The organism is Streptomyces sp. NBC_00086, assembly GCF_026343255.1.
In the GTDB taxonomy this organism is placed as follows: domain Bacteria; phylum Actinomycetota; class Actinomycetes; order Streptomycetales; family Streptomycetaceae; genus Streptomyces.
Window position 1 is genome coordinate 2,864,514 of record NZ_JAPELZ010000001.1, and the last position, 24,087, is coordinate 2,888,600.

17 protein-coding genes are annotated in these 24,087 nt (G+C 72.0%); 3 read left to right on the plus strand and 14 right to left on the minus strand.

Annotated elements, in window-relative coordinates:
* Nucleotides 1–45 precede the first annotated feature (45 nt).
* Nucleotides 46–1,368 (minus strand): alpha/beta hydrolase-fold protein, encoded by a 1,323-nt coding sequence (locus OG276_RS12530; protein WP_323182333.1) that lies wholly within the window; start codon nt 1,366–1,368, stop codon nt 46–48.
* A 131-nt stretch (nt 1,369–1,499) separates the two neighbouring features.
* Nucleotides 1,500–1,937, minus strand: coding sequence for a MarR family winged helix-turn-helix transcriptional regulator (locus OG276_RS12535; RefSeq protein ID WP_266904882.1), 438 nt, complete (start codon nt 1,935–1,937; stop codon nt 1,500–1,502).
* 77 nt (nt 1,938–2,014) lie between these two features.
* On the opposite strand from OG276_RS12535, the gene OG276_RS12540 reads away from it, so the two are divergent.
* A complete protein-coding gene (locus tag OG276_RS12540; RefSeq protein ID WP_266904884.1) occupies nt 2,015–3,019 on the plus strand; it encodes an SMP-30/gluconolactonase/LRE family protein in 1,005 nt (334 codons plus the stop codon).
* A gap of 35 nt (nt 3,020–3,054) precedes the next feature.
* On the opposite strand, the gene OG276_RS12545 is transcribed toward OG276_RS12540, so the two are convergent.
* Nucleotides 3,055–3,744, minus strand: coding sequence for a response regulator transcription factor (locus OG276_RS12545; protein ID WP_266904886.1), 690 nt, complete (start codon nt 3,742–3,744; stop codon nt 3,055–3,057).
* Nucleotides 3,741–5,063, minus strand: coding sequence for a sensor histidine kinase (locus OG276_RS12550; RefSeq protein ID WP_266904888.1), 1,323 nt, complete (start codon nt 5,061–5,063; stop codon nt 3,741–3,743). Before OG276_RS12550 ends, OG276_RS12545 begins: the two co-directional genes overlap by 4 nt.
* A 109-nt stretch (nt 5,064–5,172) precedes the next feature.
* On the opposite strand from OG276_RS12550, the gene OG276_RS12555 reads away from it, so the two are divergent.
* The gene (locus tag OG276_RS12555) at nt 5,173–7,092 is read left to right on the plus strand and encodes an FtsX-like permease family protein (protein ID WP_266904890.1); all 1,920 of its coding nucleotides are present in this window, start codon (nt 5,173–5,175) and stop codon (nt 7,090–7,092) included.
* A 19-nt stretch (nt 7,093–7,111) separates the two neighbouring features.
* On the opposite strand, the gene OG276_RS12560 is transcribed toward OG276_RS12555, so the two are convergent.
* The 7 genes from OG276_RS12560 to OG276_RS12590 all read right to left on the minus strand — a co-directional run bounded on the left by OG276_RS12560 (nt 7,112) and on the right by OG276_RS12590 (nt 16,277).
* Nucleotides 7,112–8,149, minus strand: a complete 1,038-nt coding sequence (locus OG276_RS12560; protein WP_266904892.1) for an AfsR/SARP family transcriptional regulator — start codon at nt 8,147–8,149, stop codon at nt 7,112–7,114.
* 399 nt (nt 8,150–8,548) lie between these two features.
* Nucleotides 8,549–9,547 (minus strand): class I SAM-dependent methyltransferase, encoded by a 999-nt coding sequence (locus OG276_RS12565; RefSeq protein WP_266904894.1) that lies wholly within the window; start codon nt 9,545–9,547, stop codon nt 8,549–8,551.
* On the minus strand, nt 9,544–10,674 hold the full coding sequence (locus OG276_RS12570; protein ID WP_266912746.1) for a type III polyketide synthase: 1,131 nt from the start codon (nt 10,672–10,674) through the stop codon (nt 9,544–9,546). The genes OG276_RS12565 and OG276_RS12570 overlap by 4 nt, the downstream gene beginning before the upstream one ends.
* Before the next feature lie 285 nt (nt 10,675–10,959).
* Entirely contained in the window at nt 10,960–12,456 is a 1,497-nt protein-coding gene (locus OG276_RS12575) for an adenylosuccinate lyase family protein (RefSeq protein ID WP_266904896.1), read from the minus strand.
* Nucleotides 12,453–14,441: an FAD/NAD(P)-binding domain-containing protein gene (locus OG276_RS12580; protein ID WP_266904898.1), complete on the minus strand. Its 1,989-nt coding sequence runs from the start codon at nt 14,439–14,441 to the stop codon at nt 12,453–12,455. The genes OG276_RS12575 and OG276_RS12580 overlap by 4 nt, the downstream gene beginning before the upstream one ends.
* Nucleotides 14,442–14,567: 126 nt before the next feature.
* Complete coding sequence (locus OG276_RS12585; protein ID WP_266904900.1) at nt 14,568–15,704, minus strand: DegT/DnrJ/EryC1/StrS aminotransferase family protein; 1,137 nt, start codon at nt 15,702–15,704, stop codon at nt 14,568–14,570.
* A gap of 15 nt (nt 15,705–15,719) precedes the next feature.
* The gene (locus OG276_RS12590) at nt 15,720–16,277 is read right to left on the minus strand and encodes a cupin domain-containing protein (protein ID WP_266904902.1); all 558 of its coding nucleotides are present in this window, start codon (nt 16,275–16,277) and stop codon (nt 15,720–15,722) included.
* Nucleotides 16,278–17,097: 820 nt separating this feature from the next.
* On the opposite strand from OG276_RS12590, the gene OG276_RS12595 reads away from it, so the two are divergent.
* On the plus strand, nt 17,098–18,201 hold the full coding sequence (locus OG276_RS12595) for a polyprenyl synthetase family protein (protein WP_266904904.1): 1,104 nt from the start codon (nt 17,098–17,100) through the stop codon (nt 18,199–18,201).
* A 148-nt stretch (nt 18,202–18,349) separates the two neighbouring features.
* Here the strand turns inward: OG276_RS12595 and OG276_RS12600 are convergent, their stop codons facing one another.
* The 3 genes from OG276_RS12600 to OG276_RS12610 form a co-directional block, all read right to left on the minus strand.
* The gene (locus OG276_RS12600) at nt 18,350–20,458 is read right to left on the minus strand and encodes an MMPL family transporter (RefSeq protein WP_266904906.1); all 2,109 of its coding nucleotides are present in this window, start codon (nt 20,456–20,458) and stop codon (nt 18,350–18,352) included.
* Between the two features lie 205 nt (nt 20,459–20,663).
* Nucleotides 20,664–22,301, minus strand: a complete 1,638-nt coding sequence (locus tag OG276_RS12605) for a prenyltransferase/squalene oxidase repeat-containing protein (RefSeq protein WP_266904908.1) — start codon at nt 22,299–22,301, stop codon at nt 20,664–20,666.
* Between the two features lie 138 nt (nt 22,302–22,439).
* The gene (locus OG276_RS12610; RefSeq protein ID WP_266904910.1) at nt 22,440–23,984 is read right to left on the minus strand and encodes an FAD-binding oxidoreductase; all 1,545 of its coding nucleotides are present in this window, start codon (nt 23,982–23,984) and stop codon (nt 22,440–22,442) included.
* Nucleotides 23,985–24,087 lie beyond the last annotated feature (103 nt).

Consider the following 24,087-nt stretch of genomic DNA (forward strand, 5'->3'; position numbering starts at 1 on the left):
CGGCCTACGACGGCCGCTCCCCCGCGCGGGTGCGTCCGATCGCGGTCAGCCCGCTTCGGGCTTCGGCCCCTTGAGCACCTTGCTGACCCACTCCAGCGAGCCTTCCTTCATGCCGCGCACGTAGTGCCAGCCGTTGTGCTCGCCGTTCTGGATGTCCCGGATGGTCATCTTGACCGGGCCCTTGGCGTACTTCTGCCGGAACTGCGTCATGCGCTCCTTGCCGCTCTCCTTGGTCCCGATCTGGAAGTTGATGTAGACGTCGGGGCCGCCCGTGTCGATCAGCTTCTGGGCGAGCTTCTCGGGGTTGTTCGCGTCCATCTCCGCCTGGTGGCCCTTCCAGAACGGGGAGTCGGGGACGATCTCGCCGCCGCTGGCGATCACGGCCTTGAACTTGTCCGGGTGCTGGAGGACCTGCTTCATGCCGACGAAGGCGCCGGAGGAGGAGCCCATGAAGGCCCAGCCGTCGCGGGACTTGTACGTACGGAAGTTGGCGCGGGTGAAGTCCGGGACGTCCTCGGCGATCCAGGTGCCCATCTTGGGCTTGCCGGGGATGTCGGAGCCGTCGTAGTAGTACTTCGGGTCCGGGTTGAGCACCGGCATGATCACGATGAACGGCAGGCTGGTACCGGCCTTGACGCCCTCGCTGATGGCCTTCTGGAGGCCGAGGCTGCGGTCGGCCCAGTAGTTGTTCGGGAAGCCGTTGCCGCCGGGGAGCGCGATGAGCACCGGGAAACCGCTCTTGGCGTACTTCGGGTCGCCGTACTCCTTCGGCGTCCACACCCAGACGTCGCCCTCGAAGCCGGACTTGGCGCCCTTGAGGCGGGTCTTGGCGATGATCGTGCCGTCGTCGAGCTTGGTGGTCTGCTTGAACGCGGAGGCCGGGCCGGTCGCGAACTGCACGTCCGGGTCGCCGCTCGGCGCGGGCGGGCTCGCGGGGACCTCGCCCGGGCTGCCCTGCGCCGCCCCGGGGTCGGCGGAGGGCGGGGTCTTGCCGAAGCTCACCGTGGAGCCGTTGCCGGAGAACCAGTCCAGCTTCCAGGCGGCGAAGCCACCGCCGCCGAGGAGGAGCACGAAGGCCATGGCCGCACCGGTCCACAGCACGCGGCGGGAACGGGAGCGGCGCGGGGGCTCGGGTATGTGCGGGGGCTCGGGTATGTGCGGGGGGACGTACGCCTCGTTGCCGTACGCCTCGTTGCCGTAGGCCTGGTTGCCGTACGCCTCGTTGCCGTACGCCTGGTGGCCATCGGGTCGGTACGGCTGGCCCTGCCGCTCCTGTTGGTACGACTGGTCCTGCCGGTACGGCGGGTACGGCGGGTGGGACTGGTACGGCTGGTCATCGGGCCGCGGGCGCTGCGGGTCCTGGTGCACGAACTTCGCTCCGAACGGTCATGACTGCCCCCCGGCGGGACAGAAGGGACTGGGCTCCCCCTAGTCCTGATGTGTGAATCCCCCGGAAAGTTCCAAATCAGCGCAAAATCATGATCCGAATCCCGGGCGCCTCACTTCAGTGCGTCGAGGACCCCCGCGCACCGCCCGAGCAGTGCGATCAGCAGCTCCCGCTCCTCGCCGCTGAACTCGGCGGCGAGCGCCCGCTCCACCGCCACCGCCCCCGCGTCGGCCAGCTCCATCACGGAGCGCCCCTCCTCGGTGAGCCGGGTCTCCAGGACGTTGCGGTGCAGCTCGTGCGGGGTCCGCTCGATGAGGCCGCGCTCCGAGAGGTTCTTCAGCACGGTGTTCATGGTCGGCGGCGTCACCCCGCACAGGCGGGCGAGCGAGGCGGCGGAGATCCCGGGCTTCTCGGCGAGCCAGAGCAGGGCGGCGTACTGCGGAACCGTTACTGCGGCCGGCTTCACCGCCGTGTTCTTGGCCCCGAGGAGCGCCTGCTCGGCGCGCTTGATGTGGGAGCCGATGCGCTCCTCGGCGGGCATGGAAGTCATCCCCGCATCATAAAGCCCTTGCATGCATTAGAGCTCTAACTTAGATTCGTGCACATCCAGAGAGAAGAGGACGTCCGATGGCGAAGAAGTTCCTGCCCGCCACCCTGCTCACCCTGACCGCCGCCCTCACCCTCGGCGCGGCCCCCGCCGCCACGGCCTCGGGCGGCGGAGCCCCGGACGGCGCGGGCTCGCGTACCCGGATCGACACGGCCTTCACCCTGCCCGGCGAGCAGGTCTTCCCGGAGGGCATAGCCGCCGACCCCCGCACCGGCACGGTCTACGTCGGCTCCTACAAGGACGGCACCGTCTACCGGGCCCGCTCCGGCGGACGCGCGGCGGAGGTCTTCCTGCCGCCGGGCACCGACGGGCGCCACACCGCGAACGGACTGCGGGTCGACGGGCACGGCCGGCTCTGGGTGACCGACTCCACCTCGGGCGTCTGCGTCTACGACACCCGCTCGGGGGCCCGTACGGCCCGCTTCGAGATACCCGGGAGCGGGCCGCGCTTCCTCAACGACCTGGCCGTGACCCCGGACGGCACCGCTTACCTCACCGACAGCGTCCGCGCGGTGGTCTACCGGGTCACCCCGGAGCAACTGGCCTCAGGATCCGGCCCCTTGCAGGTGGCGTACGACCTGAGCGGGCGGCTCACCCCCTCCCCGGCGGGCAGCTTCAGCCTCAACGGCATCACCGCGGACCCGGCCGGGCGGTTCCTGCTCACCGTCGACATGACGGCCGGGGACCTGTACCGCATCGACCCGGCCTCCGGCGCGGTCTCCCGCGTGACGCTGACCGGCGGCGATCTGAAGACCGCCGACGGGCTCGACCTCGCACCCGGCGGGGTGCTGCGCGCGGCCCAGAACACGCGGAACGCCCTGAGCCGCTGGCAGGTGTCGGCCGACGGCACCCGGGCCCGCCTGGTCCGCACCGTCACGGATCCCTCGCTCCAGATCCCGACCACGCTGGTCCGGGTGCCGGGGCGGACCCTGGTGGTGCGGTCCCAGTTCGACAAGGACGGCGGGGTGCTGCCCTCCACGGGCGCGCCGACCGGGTTCACGGTCGCCTCGGTCCGCGGGTTCTGACCCGCGGGTCCGGCGGGTCCCGCCGGCGGGATCCGTCAGCCCCGCAGGTAGGCCAGGACGGCGAGGACCCGGCGGTGGGACTCCTGCGCGGGGGGCAGGTCGAGCTTCATCAGGATGTTCCCGATGTGCTTGCCGACCGCCGCCTCGGAGACGGTGAGCCGGCGGGACACCTCGGCGTTGGAATGCCCCTCGGCCACCAGGGCGAGGACCTCCCGCTCGCGGGCCGTCAGCCGCTCCAGGGGGTCGCGCCGGCGGCTGATGAGCCGGCGCACCACCTCGGGATCGACCACGGTCCCGCCGGCCGCCACCCGCGCGACCGCGTCGAGGAACTCCTCCACCTGCCCGACGCGGTCCTTGAGCAGGTACCCGACGGCCGTCCCGTCGCCGGAGTCGAGCAACTCGGTTGCGTACGAGCGCTGCACGTACTGGGAGAGGACCAGGACGGGCAGGTCCGGGCGGGTCTCGCGCAGCCGCACGGCCGCCCGGAGCCCCTCGTCGGTGTGGTCCGGGGGCATCCGCACGTCGGTGACGACGATGTCCGGCCGGTGCTCGGCGACGGCCGCTTCGAGCGCGGCGGCGTCGCCCACGGCCGCCACCGTGCGGTGCCCGAAGCGGGCGAGCAGCCCGACGAGGCCCTCGCGCAGCAGCACGGAGTCCTCGGCGAGGACCACGCGCAGGGGCGGCCGGGAGGCTCCGGCGGGGGTGGCCTCCCTCGCCGGGTTCACGCCGCCCCCTGGGTATTCGGCGTCTTCGCCGTCTTCGGTGCCTTCGGTGCCTTCGGAACGCAAGGGATCTCCACACGCAGCAGGGTCGGACCTCCGGGAGGACTGGTCAGGGTCAGTCTGCCGTCCACGACGGACACCCGGTCGGCGAGCCCCGTGAGCCCGCTCCCCCGTCCGGCGTCCGCGCCGCCCCGGCCGTCGTCGGCCACCTCCAGCGCGAGGCGGGTTCCGTCGTGTCGGCCGGTGACGGTGATCCGGCCCGCCCCGCTGTGCTTGGCCGCGTTGGCCAGGGCCTCGCTGACGAAGAAGTACCCGGCGGACTCGGCCTGTTCGGGCAGCCGGCCGGGGAGGTCGACGTCGGTGTCGACGGGGATCGGCGAGCGGTCGGCGAGGTCGGCGACGGCGTCGGGCAGGCCCCGGTCGGTGAGCACCTGAGGGTGGATGCCGTGGACGAGCTCGCGCAGCGAGGTCAGCGCCTGCCCCGCCTCGGCGTGCGCGGCGGCCAGTTGCCCGGCGAGCGCACTGCCCGGCGGGGCGTCCAGCCGGGCCAGGCCCAGGGTCATGGACAGGGCGACGAGCCGCTGCTGCGCGCCGTCGTGCAGGTCCCGTTCGATACGCCGCCGCTCGGCGTCGAAGGCGGCCGCCAGCCGGGCCCGGGAGCTGGTCAACTCCGTTACCTGAACGGCCAGATCGCCCTGTGCCGGGCCGAGCATCAGCCGGGCCAGGGCCGCGCGGGCCGCTGCCGCCGCGCCGAGCCCGTAGAGGAGGAGCGGGAGGAGCAGCAGGCCGGCGGCGGCGCACAGCAGGGCCTGGGGGTAGCCGGTGATGCCGTGGATCTTGAGCGGGTTGACCCGTTCCCCGTCGAGGGCGAGCAGGACGGGGGTCGCGAGGAGGTCGACCGGCAGCAGGAGCGCACCGACGGCCAGCAGTTCCAGCGGCCACAGCAGGGTGGCGGCGAGCACCGCGTAGCCGAGCTCCCGCCAGGTCGCCTGCTCGCGGAAGCGGGTGCGGGCCCACGCCGCGAGCCCCGTACGGTCCGGATCGCGGTGCGGGTCGGGCAGCGGCGCGGAGCCGGGGTCGAGCAGCCGCAGCCGGCGGCGCTCGACGGCCGCGAAGGGTACGCCGGCCAGCGCGAGGGCGCCGAGCAGCGGAAGCCCCACCAGGACGACGGCGAGCGCCGTCCCGCAGACGGCGAGCAGCGTCAGCAGGGTCAGCGCGAGGGCTCCGGTGACGGCGCCGCCGAGCAGATAGCCGACGGCGCGCCAGGGCCGGGCGGAGCGCAGGTAGCGGCCCGGGAACGGGACGGGGAAGTTGGGCGGCATGGGTTCACGGTAGGCGGCGAGCGCGGGCGGCGCGGTAGGGCTGGCCATACCTTCGGGACTCGCCCCTGCCCCGCTGACCGGGGGCCGTGCGGCCGGTTGGCTGGGGACCATGCTGAAGATCGCGTTGAAGTCGCTGCGGCGGCGCTGGACGACACAGGTGGGAACCTTCGTGGCGGTGGCCCTGGGGGTCGCGCTGATGACGGTCATGGGACTGGGGCTCGCCGCGTCGGCGGCGCTGCCGGCGGGGGCCGAGGTGGTGGGCCTCAACTCGATGCTGGGCACCGCCGGCGGGGTGAGCTCCTTCGTGGCGGCCTTCGTGGTGGCGTCGACCTTCTCGTACGCCGTGGCCGCGCGGCGCCGCGAGCTGGGGCTGCTGCGGCTGAGCGGGTCGACGCCGGGGCAGCTGCGGCGCCTGGTGATGACGGAGGCGGCGGCCGTCGGGCTGGCCGGATCCGCGGCCGGGCTCGCCCTGGGCCGGGAGGGTGCCCCGCTGATGGCCCGCTGGACGGTGGCGCAGGGGCTGGCGCCCGCCGGGTACGCGATCGGGGATCAGACCTGGCCGCTGCACGCGGCGTTCTGGACGGGACTGCTGGTCGCGCTGTCGGGTGCGTACGCCGCTTCCCGGCGGGCGGGCCGGGTCGGTCCGCTGGAGGCGCTGCGCGAGGCCGTGACCGACGAGCGGCCCATGACCCCGGGCCGCTGGGTGGCCGGGGGCGGGCTGCTGCTGTGCGCGGTCGCCTTCGTGGGGTGGCGGCTCGGGTCGGACCCGGGCGCGCTGCTCAAGCGCAAGACGTACACCGTGCAGCCGATGCTGCTGATCTCCGCGTGCGGGCTCCTGGCGCCCGTGCTCGTACGGCCCGTCGTACGGCTGCTGATGTGGCTTCCGGCCCGGCTGACCTCCTACGCGGGCCGGCTGGTGCGGGCGAACGCGTCCGCCGGGATCCGCCGGACGGCCGCGGTGGCGGCCCCGGTGCTGGTGATGGTCGCGCTGACCGGATCGCTGCTGGGCTCGGCCTGGACCCTGAAGGAGGCCAAGGCCGCTGAGGCCGGTGCCCGGACCGGCGCGGACTACGTACTGACCGGAGGGCGGCTGCCGGACTCGGCGGGATTCTCCGGAGTCCCGGGGGCGAGCGCCCTCGCGGTGGCCGATACCCGGCTGACGGTGCTGGAGGAGGGGTTCGTGAAGGTGCCGACGGAGGCCTTCGCGGTCGATCCGGCGGCGCTGGCGGAGGTCTCCCGGCTGCCGGTGGTGGCGGGCTCGGTCGCGGACCTGGACGACGGCGGCATCATCGTCACGCAGGAGTGGTGGCAGCACCGGGTCGGGGACTTCGTACCGCTGTGGCTGGCGGACGGCACCGCGGTCCGGCTGCGGATCGTGGCCGTGATGCGGACGGGCACCGGCGACAACGGGGCCTACGTGACCCCGCGCAACGCGCCCGGCGCCGAGGTCTCGCGCATCGAGGTCAAGGTCCCCGCGTCCGCGTCCGCGTCCGCGGCCGCGTCGGTCCGCGGGGCGGCGGCCCGGTACGGGGCCACGGCCCACACCAAGGAGGAGTGGCTGGCGGCGACGCACCCGCGCATCAACCGCTTCACGGTGCTCGGCTACGTCCTGGTCCTGGGCATCGCCCTGCTCTACACGGCGATCGCGCTGGCCAACACCCTGCTGATGGCCACCTCCGACCGGGGCGGCGACCTGCGCCTGCTCCGGCTGGCCGGGGCCACCCGCGGCCAGGTGCTCGCCGTGACGACGGCCGAATCCCTGCTGGCCGCCGGGGTCGGCGCCCTCCTGGGGACGGCGGTGACCGCGGTCAACCTGGCGGGCATGCGCGCCGCCCTCGCGGTCCTCGGGGTCGACTCGCCGGTGGTCGTGCCCTGGCTGGCGATGGGCGCGGTCGCCGGTGTCTGCGCCGCGCTCTCGGTCTTGTGCACGCTGCTGCCGGCGGCCCGCGCCCTGCGCCGCCGGGCGGGGCGGCGCAGGGTGCGGGCGGGTGAAGTGCCCGCCATCGCGGCCGGGTTGACCTCGGGCTGAGGTACCGGAGATACCCGGATCAGTCCAGGGTCGGGGCCTGGCGCAGGATCTCGACCTCGAGGCGCTGGAGCGCGGGGCTCGACGAGATGCCCAGGTCCTCGGCCATGCGCCGCTGGTGCATCCGCAGCACCGAGAGCGCATCGGCCTGCCGCCCGGCCCGGTACAGGGCCAGGCTGAAGAGTTCGCAGCCGTATTCGCGGAGCGGATGGGCCTGGGTGAAGCCCGCCAGTTCCGAGACGGCCACTTCGTGGGCGCCCACGGCGATCAGGGCCGCGCAGCGACCCTCGACCACCGAGAGCCGCAGCTCTTCCAGGCGTACGACCTCGGGCGACACGTGGGTGGCGTCGGAGACTTCCGCGTACGCCTCCCCCCGCCACAGGGCCAGCCCGGCCTCGAACTCTTCGAGGGCCCGCTGCGGGTCGCACCGGTCCAGTGCCTGCCAGCCGGCGGTCGCGCATGTGCCGAACCGGTGGGCGTCTACGTCGACGGCACTGCTGTCGAGTAAGTAGCCGCGCCCCCGGGTGCGCAGTACCTTCGCGGGCTTGCGCGGCGCGCGGTCGGGCTCCAGCACCCGACGGAGGTTGGCGATGTAGGCGTGCAGCGAGGAGATCGCCGACTGGGGCGGCTGTCCGTCCCACAGCGCTTCCACCAGCACGTCGACCGACACGGGCTGGCCCACCTGGCTGACCAGCAAGGTGAGCGCCGCGCGCTGCTTGGTCGCCCCGAGGTCGACGTACCGGCCTCCGATGGTGGCCTCGATCGGACCCAGCACCCGGAACTCCACCTTGGTCGGGGTTGCGTCCCTGGTCTCCTCGGGGTCCTCCTGCGCCCACCGGACCCCGCCGTGCGGCCGTGGTGCGGGCGACCGGGGCGCGACGGCGTGCGCACCGGTCCGCTCGCGCGCCATCTCGAAGACGGCGGCCGGGGGCGGGGACTGGAGATCGAGCTCCAGTGCCATCGTGAAGTACATCTTCAGGGTCTCGTTGGCCTGCCGGAGTTCGCGTACTTCCCGCTCCAGCTCGGCGACGCTCCGGGTGCTCCTGCTACTGCCTCCCAAACGCTGTCCGACGACAATGTCCGTACCGCGTCTACCGCCGCCCCTGAGGTCTGCGGTCAACACACCGAAATCAATTTCTTCGTTCACTGCCTCTGTACTCATCAAGCTCCCCCGAAAGATGCGTACGTCCCGGCCTGAGCCGGATGACGAGTGTCGTCACCTCTGCACGAGGAAGGATCCAGCATCCCGATCAAGAATGACAACCCCCGTTGAAAATCTCGTGAGTTGAACATTGGCCAGCCGGATCCCGTATGCCCGGGGAAGTAGATCCGGGCAGCGTTCGCAATCCACCGGGCCCTCGTGCGGTGGCGTTCCGCCCGTCAGTGATCATGCCGGGAGCGCCGGGGTGGGGCCCAATCCGCTTCCCCTCCGTCCGGCGCTCCGCAAAAGAGCCGTCGACTACCGCGCGAAGATCAAAGTGGTCGGCGAAGGCGTGCTCTGGAAGGTGATTTCCCCGAAGCCGGCCTTGGTGAGCCAGTCGTGGTAATCGGCTCGGCGCCAGGTGCCCCCGTGCCTGCTCTTGAGCAGCATTTCCGAGGCGAAGGTCAGCGCGAAGGGAGGGCCGCTGCGGTCGTCCTCGACGATGTAGTCGGAGATGATCAGCGTGCCGCCGGGCTTCAGGGCACTGCGGGCTTTGGCGAAGATCGCGATGTTGTCCTCCGGCCCCTCCTGATGGGCGATGTTGGAGTACATCACGATGTCGTGCGCCGAGTCTCCGAAGCCGGTGGTGTGGAAGTCCCCGTCGATGTAACTGACGCGGTCGCCCACGCCCCGTTCGGCGAGCAGGCGGCGGGCGATCGAGTTGATCGGCTCCCAGTCGAGCTGGGTCGAGCGCGCCTCGGGGTTCAATTCCAGCCAGATGCCCGAGCAGATGCCCGATCCGCCGCCGATGTCGAGGATCGAGATCTCCCCGGCCTCCGACAGCCGCAGCGTCTCTGCGGCGATCTTCGCGACCGGAACGGACTGCGCGGCGATGGCCTGGACGAGGTTCTCCCAGTGCGGGTTGTCGGCCACCTCCACGACCGCGTCCGCCAGCGGGCCGCCGGCGCGGACCACCTCGGGCAGCACCGCAAGGCTGCCCATGTGGGCCATCTTCAGCTTGGCGAACCCGCTCAGCGATTCGGCCCGTCCCTCCACCAGGAAGGCGGACGCCTCGATGGTGTTGCGGTAGCCGTTCCCGTCCACCTCGACCAGGCCGATGCTGACCAGACCGTCGAGGAGGGCCTGCGCGCCGCGCTCGGATATCCCGGCCCGTTCGGCCAGTCGGGCGGCGGAGCCGGCGCCGTCCTCCAGGTGCGTGAACAGGGAGTGGTGCGCCGCCGTACCGAGGATGCCGGTCGCCCAGTACCCCGTGATGAGCCGCATGATCCGATCCGACGTCGGCTTGCTGTCCGTCATGCCGTCCCCACCATGCTTCCCGAGAGCTGACGCGGCACCGACAGGGCGGCCGGCTTCGCTTCCGTGTGCTGCGGGGCAGCCGGAACCCAGCTCCCCAGGACCATTTCGGCGGTGATTCCGGGCCCGAATCCGGCGATCACACCGGTGGATCCCGTCGTCAGGCGCTCGGCTTCCTCGAACTGCCGGCGAAGGGCGTCGAAGACGACCGCGCTGGCGATGTTCCCGTATTCGGTCAGCGTGGACCAGCTGTGACGGAAGACCGTCCGGTCCACGCCCAGGAACTTGGCGAGGTCGTCCAGAATGCGGGGGCCGCCGGCGTGGATGATGTAGAAATCCAGATCGCCGATGTCCCAGCCGTGGAGCGTGGCCAGATCGCCCAGCACCGGAGCGATCGGTTCCATCGTCCCGGGAACTCGGCGGTCGAGCTGGAAGTGGAATCCGGTGTCGCGGACGGAGTACGAGATCCAGTCCTCGGTGTTCGGAATGAGGTAGGAGGCGTTGCGCTCCAGCAGAACGCCGGCGCCGCCGCTGCCCCGCACCACCGCGGCCGCGACCGCGTCGCCGAACAGCCCGTCCGACAGGAGTGAGCCGACGTCGTCGGCATCGGGCTGGTAGCACAGCGAGCACAGCTCACAGGAGACGATCAGGACGTTGCTCTCGGGGTGTGCCACGCAGAAGTCGTGGGCGCGGTTGATGGCCGCGCCGCCCGCCGCGCAGCCGAGCTGCGCGATGGGGAGCTGCCGGGTGTCGTAGCGGAATCCCATCTCGTTGATCAGCCATGCCGTGAGCGAGGGCATCATGAACCCGGTGCACGAGACGTAGATGATCGCGTCGATGTCCGTCGCCATCAGACCCGCGTTCTCCAGGGCCTTCTCTATGACTTCCGGGCACCGCTTCTTCGATTCCAGCTCGTAGATGCGGTTGCGTTCCTGGAATCCTGGGTGGCGCAGCGTCTTTTCGATCGGCTGGACCAGGTGCCGCTTTCGCACCCCCGTGTTCTCTATCAGTCGAAGGGCCAGCGGAAGCTGCGGCTTGCCCGCGTGCGCTTCCCTGGCGAATGCCAGAGTGTCTTCCATCGTGATGATGTGTTCCGGCACGCTCACCGAAGGCTTACATAGAATTGGCATACCTGGCATCTATCTCTCTGACGTAGAGAATTTCTGCTGCCCTCACAGCGTGTACGTTCCCCAACATCGCGTATGGCGCTTGCTGCTGGCTTGGCGGCGACTTGCCGTTCACCGGGGCCTTTCGGCGTGCGGATTGAGGCGGATCGGCCCGTAAGCACTTTGGCCGAAACCCGTCGCCCCGACCCCGGAAACGACGGAGCCCCGGCCGGGGACGGCGACCCCTGAGGTCGTCCGCCCCCGGCCGGGGCTTCCTCGCGCCGCCGGGTGGACCCGGCGGCGCCCCGCCTACCGCGCCCGCGCGTGCGGGGTTCCGTCCGGGCCGGCCAACTCCTGGTCCACCAGGGCCGGTGCGGCGCCGGTGTAGCCCTCCGGGTCCAGCAGCCGGCCGATCTGGGCATCCGTCAGGTGCCGCTTCACCTTGGGCAGGGCGCCCAGGATGTCGGCCAGTGAGCCTCCGGTGCGGTCCGCCTCGGCGGATGCCCGGGTCAGCAGTTCCTTGGCCTCGGCCTTGCCGAGCCGGGGTGCCAGCACGGCGGACATCCGCTCCGAGACCACTTGGCTTCCCGTCAGCATCAGGTTCTCCCGCATCCGTTCGGGCCGTACGACCAGCCCCTCGGTCAGTTCCACGGCGGTGTGCGCGGCGCCGCCGGCCAGCCGCAGGCACTCGCGCAGCAGCTGCCACTCGGCGTGCCACACGCCGGCCGAGCGCTCGTCCTCACAGACCAGACACTGCGTCACCCCGGCCGCCAGCAGGGGCACTTGGAGTGCGGCACTGCGGATGAGGGTGGCCAGTACGGGATTGCGCTTGTGCGGCATCGCCGAGGACGCGCCGCGCCCTTCCACCGCGGGCTCGGAGACCTCTCCGACCTCGGTCCGGGTCAGCGACTGCACGTCCACGGCGATCTTGCCCAGGGCTCCCGTGACGAAGGCCAGGGCGCCGGCGAGGTCGGCCATCGGGGTGCGCAGCGCGTGCCACGGCAGCGGCGGGCGGGCCAGGCCGGTCTCGGTGGCGTAGGCGTCCAGGAGGCGATCCACGTAATCGTGCCCCGCTCCGGGCTCGGTGGACTCCTGCGGGGCGGACTCCTGTAGGGCGGACTCCTGCGGGGCGAACTCCAGGTATCCGGCGAGGGTGCCGGCGGCCCCGCCCAGCGATACCGGCAGGCCTCCGTCGAGTACGGCTGCCACCCGGTCCCGGGCGTCCAGCAGGAGCCTGCGCCAGCCGGCCGCCTTCAGGCCGAAGGTGGTGGGTACGGCGTGCAGGGCGAGGGTGCGGCCGGCCATGGCGGTGTCGCGGTGCCGGGCCGCGAGGGCCGCGAGGGCTTCGGCGGACCGCTCCAGGTCCGCGCGGATCAGCCGCAGCGTGCGGTCGGCGACCAGCATGGCGCCGGTGTCGAAGACGTCCTGGCTGGTGGAGCCGTGGTGGACGAACTCGGCGGCTCGCGGGGACTCGGCGGCGACCAGCCGGGTGAGTTCCCGGACCAGTCCCACCACCGGGTTCGCGGTCTCGCGCGCGACCAGCGCGAGTGCGCGCACGTCCAGCAGTTCGGCCCGCGCCACGCGGGTGATGACCGCGGCCGCCTCGGCGGGCACGCTGCCGGTCTTGGCCTGGGCGCGGGCGAGGGCCGCCTCCGCGTCGAGCATGGCCTGCAGCCAGGCCAGGTCGGAGGTGACGGCCTCGGCGGGCGTACCGGCCCTGACTGGGGAGAGCAGCCCGGCGTCGGGTCCGTACCCGGCCGGGTCCCGCGCCGTGCCCGGCGCGCTCGCGGTGGGGTCTGCGCTCATGCGTTCACCTCGATGTGGTCGGTGGGCGAGTGCCGGTACCGTCCGGGCGGACCGGCTGTCCGAGGGGCGACGGGCAGGGCGAGCACGGCGCAGGCGATGGCGTCCGCGTCGCCGAGCGTCATGGAGTTGACCCCGGGGCGGCTCCCGGCGGCGGTCACCCAGTGCACCGCCTCGGTGGGCACCCCGTAGGCGAACCGGCGCGGGTGGGCCCGGCCGCCGGCGTCGACGAGCCGGTAGGGGCGCTCGGTCACGGCCAGGCCCTTGGTCTCGTACGCGATCCCGCAGGCGCCCTCGATGCGGTGGCGGGCGGCCTGCCCGCTCTCCAGCAGGTCCCGCAGCAGCGGTTCCGCCGTGCGCGGCAGGTCGGGCTCCGGGAGCCGGGCCTCGACGAGGGCCGTGGCCGCCACCGGGGCGCCGGGAACCACGTCGGAGGTGACCGTGAAGACGGCCTCGCGGTCGTCCGCGGCCGGGGCGTGCAGCCGTACGCCGGGTCCGAGGACCTCCACGACTCCCGCCTCGATCAGCGCGATCAGTTCCTCGATGCGCGAGGCGGGCGGCCCGATGGAGAGGAACGCGTTGAGCGGGGTGTACCAGCTCTGGAGGTCGTCCCGGTAGGAGGCGCCCTCCAGCTTTCCGTGATCGACGGCCAGGCGTATCTCGTTGCGCAGGTCGCGCAGCACGTCCAGGGCGGACTTCAGCGGGCCGTGGACGTTTCCGGCCCTGGCCTGGCGCACGTCCTCGGCCAGGTGCGCGAGGAGCCAGGCCCGGTGGTCGGCGCGGCCTCGCAGGACGTGGTCGCGGTAGGGCCGGGCGAGCCTCTCCCAGTCCCAGCGGTCGTGCGGGGCGATGCCGGCGGAGTCCAGCAGCCGGCCCTCGGACGCGGGGTCCGGCGCGGCCAGGTAGTGCTCGACGAAGGATGCGCGCTGCCGCTCCCGCCCCCGGGCCGCGAGCAGGGCGCCGTAGTAGACGCCCTCGACCTCCTTGGCGATCAGCGGCCACAGGTCGGTGAGGAAGTGCAGCCGCTCGCCGTCCTGCGCTCGCCGGTGCAGCCGGTCGATGGCCCGGGGCGTGAGCAGCCGTGGCTCGTGGCGCTCGTACGGGCCCTTCTGGTTCTCGCCGCGCGCGTGGTACGGGACGCCGCGCCGGGAGCCGGCGACGATGTTCGGCTCCCGGCCCGAGGGCAGGTAGCGCAGGGCGCCGCCCTCGCGGGCGAAGGTGCCGCCGCGGCCCTCGGTGAGCAGCGCGAGCACGTCGAAGCAGTTCAGTCCGAGGCCGCGGACGAAGACCGTCTCGCCGGGCGCCACCACGGAGAAGTCCACGTCGGCCGGGTTCGAGGGACCGATGTACGTCAGCCCGTGCGCGGCGGCGGCCCGCGCGAGCGCGCTCTCGCCGCGGGTGGGCCGGGCGGGCACGTGGCCCAGGGAGAGGACCACGGCGTCCAGGCCGGTGAGCCGTGTGCCGTCCGCCAGCTCCAGGGTCTGCGGGCCGCCGTGACCGGCCTCGTCGGTCAGGGCCACGGCGCGGGTGCGGTGCTCGACGATGGTGACGTGCCCGGGCGCGGCCTCGGTCACCGCGCGGAAGGCGTCCTCCAGGTAGGCGCCGTAGAAGGCGCGGGTGGGGTAGTCGTCGGGGCCCAGCCGGCGGGCCTCGGCCAGCGCCTCGGCGGGCAACCGGTCGCGTACCGCGGGCTCTTCGGCGTCGCGGGCGAGGGCGGCCGCCCACTCGTACAGGCTGGGGCCCTCCTCGACGGGGCCGTCCATCAGCACGCTGTGGTCGGTGTAGACGGTGACCTGCGAGGCCACGGTGTTCATCAGCAGCTGGCGCGGCTGCTCGGTGCGCCACACCCTGCCGGGGCCCGGTGCGTGCGGCTCGACGACGTGCACGGTCACCGCTCGGTGGGACGGGGATTTGCGCTCGTTGGCACAGAGCCGCTCCAGGACCGCGAATCCGCGCGGCCCCGCGCCGACAAGGGAGACCGTAAGCACCAACACTCCTCACACACAGGTTCCGGCTCGGTCAGGGACGTACGGGGGCGGGCGCGGGCGTGGAAGTGGGGACGCGCTTCGCGGGACGGCGCGGCAGCAGCCGAGTCCTGCTGCCGCGCCGGGGGTTCAGCGGCCGCGCGCGTGGGTGCGCAGCTCGGTCCGCAGGACGCTGACGACCCGCTCGACCTGCGCCTCGGTCAGCTCGGCGTGCATCGGGATGGCCAGGTTGCGCTGGAAGAGGTCGGCCGAGACCGGGCAGCGGCGCTTGGACTGGTACACCGGCTGCACGTGGGTCGCCCACGTGCCGTGTCCGCAGCCGATGTCCTGGGCGCGCAGTGCGGCGGCGAGGCCGGCGCGGTCCACGCGCGGGTCCAGGGTCACCATGTAGGACTGCCAGGCGTGGGTGCGGTCCTCGGGGACGTGGGGCAGCGTCAGGAGCTCTTCCTGAGCGAGGAGTTCGCCGTACCGGGCGGCGACGGCGCTCCGGCGGACCAGCAGTTCGTCGATGCGGCCCATCTGCACCCGCAGGATCGCGGCGGCGATGTCCGACATCTTGTAGTTGTAGCCGATGTCGGTGAACTCGGGGATCGGCAGGCCGACGACCTGCGACTGGTCGAAGATGCTGCCGATGCCGAAGGAGGACCGCAGTCGCGCGTCCTGCCCGATCACGGGATCGGCGGAGAGCAGCGCGCCGCCCTCGCCGCTGGTGGCTCCCTTGCGTCCGTGGAAGGACAGGCAGGCCACCGGTGCCAGGGTGCCGGCCTGGCGCCCCTGGTAGGTGGCGCCGACCGAGCAGGCGGCGTCCTCGACCACGAACAGTCCGTGGCGGTCGGCGATCGCGTTCAGCTCGGCGTAGTCGGCGGGCAGGCCGACCGTGTCCACCGCGATGATGCCGACGGTCCGCGGCCCGATCAGGCTCTCCACCGCCTGCGGGTCCACGGTGCCGGTGTCGGCGCGCACGTCGGCGAAGACGGGGACGGCGTCGACGTAGCGCACCGCGTGGGCGGGGGCCGGGAAGGTGTAGTCGGCGACGATCACCTCGTCGCCGGGTTCGACGCCGAGGGCGAGCATCGCCAGGTGGAGGGCCGCGCCGCAGTTGCTGAGCGAGACGGCGTCGCCCACCCCGTAGCGCTCGACGAGCTGGGCCTCCAGCGCCTTGCCCTGCGGGCCCTGGCCGGCCGGCCAGCCCGAGGAGAACACCTCGGCCACGGCGGCCAGTTCCTTCTCTCCCAGACTCGCGTGAACGAGGGGAATCCTGTCCATGGTGGTCACCTCTCGTTACGCCGTGCGGTCGGTCGCGGACCGAAGATTCGCAAGGGCGGGCGGTTCGAAACGCAGGGGCGTGATCTGGTTGACGTCATAGCGTTCGCGCATCAGCCGGACGGCCTCGGCGTCCACCGAGGGGCCGGCGGAGAAGATCTCGACGATCTCGTCGAAATAGTGCTCGTGATCGGGTGAGGGATAGCTCTGGAAGAGCATCCGCGCCGGTTCGTCCGAGGCATTGCGAAAGGCGTGCGGGGTGCCCGGGGGGACGAACATGCAGCTGCCGGCGGTCGCGCGGACGGCCTTGTCCCCGGCGGTGGATTCCCAGGTGCGCCACGTGTCCGTCGTGCGTTCGGCGGGCTCGAACGCCAGAAGTTCCAACTCCCCTTCCAGGACGTAGAAGAACTCCTGCGACTTGGTGTGGGTGTGCGCGCCGACGTCGAATCCCGGCGGCACGATCACTTCGAAGACCGAGAAGGAAGAGCCGTCCGCCGCGGTGACCTTGAAGGTCACGTCCTGTGCCTTCGTGACCAGCTTTCGCCCCTGGCCGGGTGGAACAATTAGCCCGCTCATGTGATTGGTTTCCTCGTAGTCGCTGCGAATTCCCGCTCGAACGCGAGCGGCCCGACGGCCTCTGGCGCGGGCCGGCCGGGTACGCCGAGGCCCGCCCGCTTCAAGCCGGTTGACTGGAGGGGGCAGAGGTTCCTCCCCCGTCCCCCGCGAGGGCCGCGCCGCGCGCCGGACGGACGGAATTGCGTGCGGTGCGGTGCGAAGACATTCAGGAGGAACGGCCCGACCCGTCTGACGGCTTTGAGCCGCCCCCTCTGTTTACTGACCTCGGAACTCCTGCTTCCGGAGCTCCGATCAATGGGTTGCACGAAGAGGATCACCGAGTCGGGAGGGATTAGTCAAGGACTTCCTTCCGCCCGCCTAGAATTCCCCAAGTCGAATGAACACACGGCAACTCGCCTGCCGAATTAGATCCCCCGCAGTGAGCGTCGGCGGCTTTCGGTCAGGCCGTCCGAACAAGTCCTGCCGAGCAGCCGACCGGCCCGGCACGGCCCGGCACGGCCAAGTCCGGGAGCCCACCACGCATTACAGCCGATGGCCCGCGCCCGCGCCAACCTTCGACTTGGCCGCGACTATTTTGCGGATTGGTATCGGCTTGCCTCCAAGCCAATACCAATCCGCCCCTCAGTCCCCGGCAAGCCATTTGACCGAAGATGACCGTCGCAGCTCGGAAAGCCCGAAATCCTGCGGCCTGAATTCATTGGTTCCCGGTGGCCGGATCGGCGGCCTGCTCCGCGCCGGGCCCCGGGGCGTCCCTTTCGGACCGTGCCGGGTCCGCGCGCGCCGGCGCAACCACACCGAAGTGACTGCCAAGGAGAACGTCGTGATCAAACTTCCCGCGGAACCCGACCGGCCGACGCCGCAGGCCCCCACCGGGAGCGCGGACGTGGACCGTGACGCCTGCGACAAGCTGCTGGCCCGGGTCGGCGCCCTGATCGATGACCTCCTGAGGGCCGAGACCGAGCGCTGGGGGGCCGTCGACGCCCGTGTGGCGGTGCCGGTCGAGGCGGTCGCGGACATCGTCGGGGCGGGCGGGAAGCGGCTGCGCCCCGCCTTCTGCGTGAGCGGCTACCTGGCGGCCGGCGGTACGGCAGACGCCGAAGCCACGGAGACGGTCGTCGCGGCGGCGGCCGCGCTGGAACTCCTGCACGTGTTCGCCCTGATCCACGACGACATCATGGACAACTCCGACACCCGGCGCGGGACCCCCACCGTGCACGCCAAGCACGCCGCCCTCCACGCGGAGCACGGCTGGGCCGGCGAGCACCGCCGGTTCGGAGAGGGCATCGGCATCCTCGCGGGCGACCTGGCGCTCAGCTACGCCAACCGGCTCGCCAGCGGGCTCACCGGCCCGGCCCTGGAGGTCTGGAACGACCTGGTCACCGAGGTGATCATCGGCCAGCAGCTGGACATCGCGCTCGCCGCCGAGCTGACGGCCGATCCGGCACTGTCCCGCTGGGTCGCCGTCTGCAAGTCCGGCCGCTACACCATCCACCGGCCCCTCGCCCTCGGGGCGGCCATCGCCGGACGGCCCGAACTCCAGGCGCCGTTCGAGGAGTACGGGGTCGCGGCCGGTGAGGCCTTCCAGCTGCGCGACGACCTGCTCGACGCCTTCGGCGACGGGGTGGCGACCGGCAAGCCCGCCGGGCTGGACCTCGTGGAGCACAAGATGACCCTGCTGCTGGCCCTGGCGGCCACCAAGGACGAGCGGGTGGCCCGCCTGGTGGAGGACGGCAGGAACGGCGGCTGGGACCCGGCCGAGCTGCGCGAGGCGCTGCTCGCCTCCGGCGTCCGCCGAGAGGTCGAGGAACAGATCGACCGGCTCGTCGCGACCGCCTGCGCCGCGCTCGACGACGCGCCGCTGGCGGACGACTGGCACAAGCGCCTGGTCAAGATGGCCGAGCAGGTGGCCTACCGCGACCGCTGAGCCGGCGAAGCACCGGGGCCGGTCCGGAACTCACCCCCGAAGAGGGGGAGTTCCGGGCCGGCCCCGGTCCACGTGCACCCGTACCCGCCCCACGCGCGCAGGGCCTCCCGACCGAAGCCGGAAGGCCCTGTGCGGTACGTACGAGGTCTCACTTGCCGCCGACGGGCTCCAGGTCGGGAGTCCGCACCAGGGGCTCGGCGTCGTCCTCGCGCAGGAACAGCTTGCTCGGCCACCACATCCACCGGCCGACGTCCAGAGTCAGCGCCGTGACCAGGACGGAACGGACGATCATGGTGTCCAGCAGGACGCCGAACGCGACCGCGAAGCCCAGCTCGGCCGCGAACACCAGCGGCAGCGAGGCCATCGCCCCGAAGGTGCCGGCCAGCACCAGACCCGCCGAGGTGATCACGCCACCGGTGGTGGACAGGCCCAGCAGCGCGCCGCGCCGGGTGCCCTGCTCCATCGACACCTCGCGCACCCGGGTGACCAGGAAGATGTTGTAGTCGATGCCCAGTGCGACCAGGAAGACGAAGGTCAGCAGGGGGAAGGAGGCCTCCGCACCCGCGAAGCCGAAGACGTGGTTGAAGACCAGGCTGCTCACACCGATGGCCGCGCCGAAGGACAGCACCACCGTGCCCATGAGCAGCACCGGTGCGACGACCGATCGCAGCAGCAGCATGAGGATCAGCAGCACCACGACCAGGACGATCGGGATGATCACCTTGGAGTCGCGGGCGGCGGCCGTCTGCGTGTCGAGCATGACCGCCGAGCTGCCGCCGACCTGGGCATCGGCGCCGTCGATCGCGTGGACCGCGGTCCTGGCCTTCTCGACGGTGTTCATCGCGGTCGTGCTGCTGGGGTCGTCCTTGAGCTCCCCGAGCATGACGGCCTCGCCGTCCTTGACCGTCGGGGGCGAGACGGCCGCGATTCCGGGTACGGCGAGCAGCGCGGTCCGCACCTGCTCCGCCGAGGCGCCCTTGCTCACGACGAAGATGGGGTCGCCGGAGCCGGCCGGGAAGTGCTCCGACTGGATCTGCTCGCCGACGGCCATCTGCGGGGTGTTGGTGAACTGGTCCTTGTTGGCGAGCCCGTCGGCCTTGAGGCCGAGTACGCCCAGCGCCATGACGGCCAGCGCGAGCGCGGTGCCGATCCAGACCAGCCGCGGCCGGCCGGAGACCGCGGTGCCGACCCGGGCCCAGATGCCGTTCTCGGCGGTGGCGGGCGCTCCGTAGGTGGGCTTGACCGGCCAGAAGATCCAGCGGCCGCAGGCCACGAGCAGGGCCGGCATCAGGGTGATCATCGCGAGCAGGCCGACGAGGACGCCGACCGCGCAGGCCGGGCCGAGGCCCTGGGTGGAGTTGAGGGTGGCGAGCATCAGCAGCATCAGGCTGACCGCGACGGTCGCGGCGCTGGCGATGATCGCGGGGCTGGAGCGGTACAGGGCCTCCGCCATCGCGTCGTGGCGGTCCTCGTGCCGCAACAGCTCTTCGCGGTAACGGGAGATGAGCAGGAGCGCGTAGTCGGTGGCGGCGCCGAACACCAACACGGTCAGGATGAAGCTGGTCTGCTTGTTGACGACCAGGCCGGCGTTCTTCGCCAGTACGTAGATCACCGCCTCCGAGGTGACCAGGGCGACGCCCACGGTCAGCAGCGGCAGCAGTGGCAACAGCGGGCTCCGGTACGTCAGCAGCAGGATCGCGACCACCACGAGCGCGGTGATCGTCGTCAGGGCCCCGCCCCCGCTGAACGCCTTGATCGAGTCGGCGGCGTAACCACCCGGGCCGGCGACGTGGAAGCCGAGCCCGTCGGCGTTCTTCTTGCCGACCTCGGTCATCGCGTCGACGACCGTGCCGATCCCCTCCCAGCCCGACTGGTCCTTCTTGACCTGGACCACCGTCTGGATGGCCTTGCCGTCATCGGACTTCACCGGGCCCTGGGCCTGCCCGACGACGTTCGTGATGCCCTTGAAGGCTTCGACGTCGGCCGTGGCCTTGGCCATGTCGGCGTCGGTGACCCCTGCGGACCGGTCGTAGATCACGACGGCGGGCAGGGTGTCGGCGGGCATGAACTTCTCGGCCCGCTCCACGACCGCGGTCGACTCCGCATTGCCCGGCAGCCAGGCCGAGTTGTCGTTCTCTTCGACGTCGCCGAGCTTTCCGGCCAGCATGAGGGCCGGCACGAGCAGGGCCGCCCAGAGTGCGATGACGACCCATTTGCCCAGCCTTCCACTGGGCAGGGCCGCTATCTTGCGCATCATGTCAATTCCTCGGTCTTCCGTCGAAGGGTAAAGAACGTCGCGATGGAGCTTCTGAGTCGTTAACGGTCAAGAGGCTAGGGCACGTTGACCCCGCACGAAGGGAGGAGGAGGTCCAAGACCTCCTCCTCCCTCCGTGCGCTGGCAGCCGTGGTGACATGGAGTGGGCGATTCCTCGAACACGGCGCGAAAGGTCCGTGCCCTGGCCTCAGTTCGCCCCCTGGAGCACGGCCGCCGTGTCCCGGATCCGGGCGCGGACGTGACCGAAGGCGAGGAGCACGGGAGCGTCGGTCAGGATGGGGAAGCTGTACGGGAACGGGCGCGGGCCGACCATGTCGGGCGGGCCGCCGTAGCCTCCGTCCGCGTTCTGGTGCGCGAGCAGCCAGGACAGCGCGCGCCCGATGGGCCGGTGATCGGTGCCGTAGCAGAGGGTGATCAGCCCGTAGGCGGTGCTGATGTCGTCGCTGGGGTCGCCCGGCTGCATTCCCCAGCCGCCGTCCTCGTTCTGCGTCTCCAGCACCGTGCGCTCGATGCGCTCGGCCATGCGGGCCACGGCGTGGTCCTGCGGGCCCGCGGTGCACGCGGCGAGGCGCGCGCGGAAGATCGTGTGCAGCCGGCTGCGGCTCCAGCCCGGCTCGAAACCGCCGTCTTCCAGCTGGCTCGCGACGAGGAAGGCCAGGGCGCGTTCCCGGGCGGGCAGGGTGCCGGGGTGCGGCGCGAGTCCGCAGACGGCCGCGGCCGTCATGCACGGTTCGGAGGAGGCCCCGGCAACGTACGTGGGGAACCCGCCGTCGGCGCCCTGGACCGCCAGCAGTCCCTCGACCCCGCGCCGCACGGAGTCCCCGTAGGCGATCGGGTCGATGGCCTGGAGGAACTCCAGCGCGCACGAGGTGTCGTCCACGTCGTTCTGCGCCACGATCTCCGACATCGACCAGCCGTCGGTGAGCGTCGCGCCGCGGGAGAGCGAGCGGGTCGGGGCGCCGCCCTGGTGGTCGACGAGCATCCCCGCCATCCGGCGCAGCAGCTCCGTCGGGGCGCCCGCAGCGGCGAGCGCCGTTCCGGCGGTCGAGGTGCACCAGTTGTGCATCTCCAGGACGAACGGGAAGCCGCCGTCGGCGCGCTGGTGGCCCAGCAGGGTCTGCAGCCCGCTGCGCACGGTCTCCTCGTTCCCGGGGAAACCGGCGAGCCCGTGCAGCACCAGCAGGTGCATCAGGGCGTAGCCCTCCCACACCGTCGTCGCGGGGTTCGTGGCGGCCAGGGTCTCCAGCGCGGCGTCGGTGACCTTGTTCTCCACCCCCGCGGCGGCGGCGAGGATCAGGGTCACGGAGGCCTGCTGCACGGCGGCCCAGGAGTGCAGGGGGTCGGAGGGCACCTCGTCGGCGACCGCGGTCAGCACCTCGGGCGGCAGCGGGCAGCCGAGCACCGACAGCACGGCGCACACCATCATGCGGCGGCGGGCGGAGATGAAGCCCGGCGCGTCGCCGAGCACGCCCTCCGTCAGCTTGGCGACGAGGCCGGCGTCACCGGCGGAGGTCCGGCCGGTGGCCCGCGCGACGGCGAGCGCGGCGAGGACGCGCTCCAGCTTGTCCGGGGTGTCCCGGTGCGCGCGCAGGAAGTCGAGCAGGCGCTCCCGGGCCGGCGCATCCGTACCGGTGCGCGTCATCAGCGAGAGTGCGAGCGCCGATTCCAGCACCCGGCTCTGGCACTCCTCGCGCAGCGCGCCGTCGGCATCGACCCTGCCGGCGACGTGTGCGATCAGCCGGTCCGTGGCCCGGGCCACGTGATCGGGGTCGACTTCGGCGGGCCACGGCATCGGGGCCGCGTACGCCAGATCCGCTGTGTACACGGAATGCTCCTATCTGAACGGCTGGGGAGCGGGATCGAGTTCGGGAACGGCACCGGATGCCGGGGCGCCACCGGGCGGCCCGGCCGGCCGTGCGCCCCAGGACACGGCCGGCCGGACCGGGATCAACTGCTCAGCTGATCAGCGGACGCCCTGCGCGAACCGGAAGAACTTGTACGGGTCGTACTTGGCCTTGACCGTGCGCAGCCGCTGGTAGTTCTCGGCGTAGTACGAGCGCTCCCAGTCGGGCAGCCGCGCGTCGATGAAGTTCTGGTAGGTCTCGCCGTTGGAGTAGGGGTCGATGGCGGCGAAGCCCGCGTCGACCCACCGGTTCGCGGAGGCCTTGGCCTCGTCGGCGACGGGCGCGACGGCGTTCGCGGTGAGGAAGCTGACCGAGAAGAGGGTGTCGCGGTGCACGTACGCGGTGGCGGTGCGCGCCACCTTGTTGGCCTCTCCGCCGAGGGCGGAGATCTGCAGCTGGCGCATCTGGCCGGGCATCCGGTCGCTCTCGAAGACCTCCAGGGCCTTGGCCCAGCCCTCGCGCGGCATCGTCTGCTTGAACAGACGGCTGCGCCAGGCGCCGAACGCGGCGCGCGGGACCTTGCCGCCCGGACTGGTGTCGTCGCGGTGGCACTCGTCGACGGTGAGCTCGGCGCAGCGGTAGAGCTGCATCATCACGTTCTTGTACGGGGCGGTGAACTTCTGCTTGTACACCGGGGGCGCACCGACGATCGAGAGGAGACGGGCGATCTCCTCGTCGAAGGCGGGACCGGTGTCCACGGAGCCGAGGAAGATCGACGCGGTCGGGACGGTGCCGGGGGCGGCGTCCGTGAGCGTGACGTTCATGCCGCTGCCGATCGAGTGCGGCGCGTCGACCAGCCACTTCGCCCAGCCGTCGAGCATCTCCAGCGCCTGCGCGTAGGGCCAGACGATATTGATGGCCGACACGTTGGTGAGGGGCGAGGGGGTGACGTCGTAGGAGGTCACGATGCCGAAGTTGCCGCCGCCGCCGCCGCGCAGGGCCCAGAAGAGGTCGCGGTGCTGGTCCGCCGAGGCGGTCACGATGCGGCCGTCGGCGAGGACCACCTTCGCAGCGGTCACCTTGTCGGAGGCCATGCCGATGTACCGGGTGAACAGGCCCATGCCGCCGCCCTGGAAGAACCCGCCCGCCGCGACGGTCGGGCAGTAGCCGCCGGATATGCCCAGCCCGGCCGGCGCGAGGGTGTTCGCGATGTCGACCAGCTGTGCGCCGGTGCCGATCCGCGCGGTGCCGTTGCCGGCGCCCAGGGTGACCTCGTTCAGCCCGGACACGTCGATGACGAGACCCTGGGTCGTCGAGTAGCCGGCGGCGCTGTGGCCACCGCTGCGCGCGGCGACCTCGATGCCGTGGTTCTGGGCGAAGGTCAGACACTTCGCCACGTCGGTCGGGGTCTTGCAGTAGGCGACCGCGCGGGGGTTCGCGGCGTCGAACTGGACCTGGTAGAGCTGCTTGGCCCGCTGGTAGTCCGCGTCGGACGGCAGGACCAGGTGTCCGGCGAGCCGCTCGTCCAGCCGGCCCCAGCGGATGCCGGACCGGGTCCGGGCGCTCACGGAGGCGGAGGCGGAAGCGGGGAAGGCGGCGGCCGCCCCGGTCGCGGCGAGAGCGGCTCCACCGGCGCCGACAAGGAACTTTCTGCGATCGATCATGTGCTGTGCTGCCTCTTCTGCCCAGGAATGCTTGCGTGCCGGATGGATGAGTGCCGGGGCACTCGGTGGAGGGCGCTGCCCGAGCCGCGCCCTCCCTGTGTGC